The following is a 1761-nucleotide window of genomic DNA, read 5'->3' on the forward strand; positions in this document are numbered from 1 at the left end:
GGGGCACGAGGACCTCCCGGCGGGTGGTGCGAAGTTTCGTCGACTCACACCACGCCAGGAGGTCCTCCCCATTTCAAGATCATCCAGCTGTGTCGCCGTCACCAACGTCCATGGTCAGTACACCTAGGACTGGCCAGCGCGGCGAGGGAGCATCCCCGCGTGCGCGGGGCCGACACTTGCTGACCTGGGAGTATATGGCAGGGGAGACGAGTTTTCATTTAGTTGGATTAGCAAACGGACCGTGCGTGGCTTAACCGGCAGGCTGTTTGACTGCGTCGGTGCTCACGTCGACGACGCCACGTAGAACCATCGGACGAGACCGGTATGGTGTCGGATCTGGTCGGCCCCGCCCACCAACCTCCCCACGAGGTCTTCGAGATCTGGATGACCGTGCACGACCGCCTCACGGACGCGTTCGTGGGAGCGGCACGCGACGCCGGTCACCACGGCGATGTTGGCCTCGGTGAAGTCGCGGAGCTGGGGACGGCCGACGACCTTCGCAGGGGCGTCGAACTGGTGGCCCAGGGCCGCCGTTTCTGCAAGTCATCGAGGAGGACGCCGGTCCAGCCGACGTCCACCGTTGAATCGACCGACCGCGCTTGCGGACGAGCCGACGATCGGCCCGTCGGTGACTCCAGGGGGCACCGGTGATCGGAACCTACGACATCACGCAGGCGGCGCTCACCCCAGAGGAGCAACTGCAGCGGCAGAAATGTGACCAGCCCCGCGCGCCTTTTCCAATGGCCGCTCAACCCGATGGGCGCATGCACACGGCCGTCGTCAATGCTCGTGCCCGCCTCGGAGCGATCGGCCGCCCCGGCCCGTCTATTGCCCAGGAAGCCTTGCCCAAGCCAAGACAAAGGGCGGAGTGCGAGCCGGCCGACGAAGAGTGGCAGGTCTTGGCCGATGCGAGCACCGAGACGGGGCTCATGTTCCGAAGGGCCGTATGCCGAAAGCCTGGCCGCCCCATACGGATGGTCACCGCGGTTGACTGCGACGGCGCCCTGCACCAGATCCACCGGCTCCATGCTCGGCAGCCCTCCACGTACATCACCCTGTACGCCGACACGTTCACCGCTACACGGCGAGGTTGTTGCTGGGATCCGCTGTCGTCGTCGCACCGTCCACCAGATCGGGAGAAACGGCGTAGCAGGGCGGCACAATGTCGTGCATGATCCGCATCAGGTTCACTACTCCGCAGCAGCACGGCGGTGAACGAGCCACACAGGCCGAGGTGGAGGCGGACCGGATCAGGATCGACGACGGGCGGCTGCTGCTGTTGCTGGACGGCGCAGTCCAGGCCGACTTTCCCGTGACGGCGGTCTCGGAAATCGACCTGCGGTCGGCCAAGACCTACTCGGTGGAGAAGATCCGCACCGCCCACCCGCAGGCGTACAAGGCGTGGACCGCCGAAGAAGAGCGGCTCCTGCGGCAATTGCACGACAGCGGCACCGCCATCGCCGAGATCGCCGAGAAACTCGGCCGTCAGCCCGGCGCGATCCGGTCCCGGCTCAAGCGTCTCTTGGGCCGCTGATACCGCCGAGTCTGCACACCGCATCACGGCACTGGTACCTCTGAGGGCGCGTGCGGAGGCATAAGACCGGGGCCGCCGCGGACGGGTGAAGCCAGTGCCTGCAGGTTGCGTCCACGGAGGTGGTGTACGAGTTTCCGCAGGTGAAGAGCGTGGCGTCGTGACGTGAGACGGCCACCGCGTAGATCCTTCGAGATGGATGATCAAGAAGAAGGAGACAACGCGATGGC

Annotated in this window: 2 protein-coding genes; both read left to right on the plus strand. The window is 65.8% G+C overall.

Features of this window, described 5'->3' with window-relative positions; all coding sequences use genetic code 11:
* Positions 1-324: 324 nt before the first annotated feature.
* A complete protein-coding gene (locus QSK22_RS33160; protein WP_285498456.1) occupies positions 325-651 on the plus strand; it encodes a hypothetical protein in 327 nt (108 codons plus the stop codon).
* Positions 652-1171: 520 nt separating this feature from the next.
* On the plus strand, positions 1172-1534 hold the full coding sequence (locus QSK22_RS33165) for a hypothetical protein (RefSeq protein WP_285498457.1): 363 nt from the start codon (positions 1172-1174) through the stop codon (positions 1532-1534).
* Positions 1535-1761: the final 227 nt, after the last annotated feature.

The organism is Actinomadura sp. NBRC 104425 (assembly GCF_030269545.1).
Lineage (GTDB): Bacteria > Actinomycetota > Actinomycetes > Streptosporangiales > Streptosporangiaceae > Spirillospora > Spirillospora keratinilytica.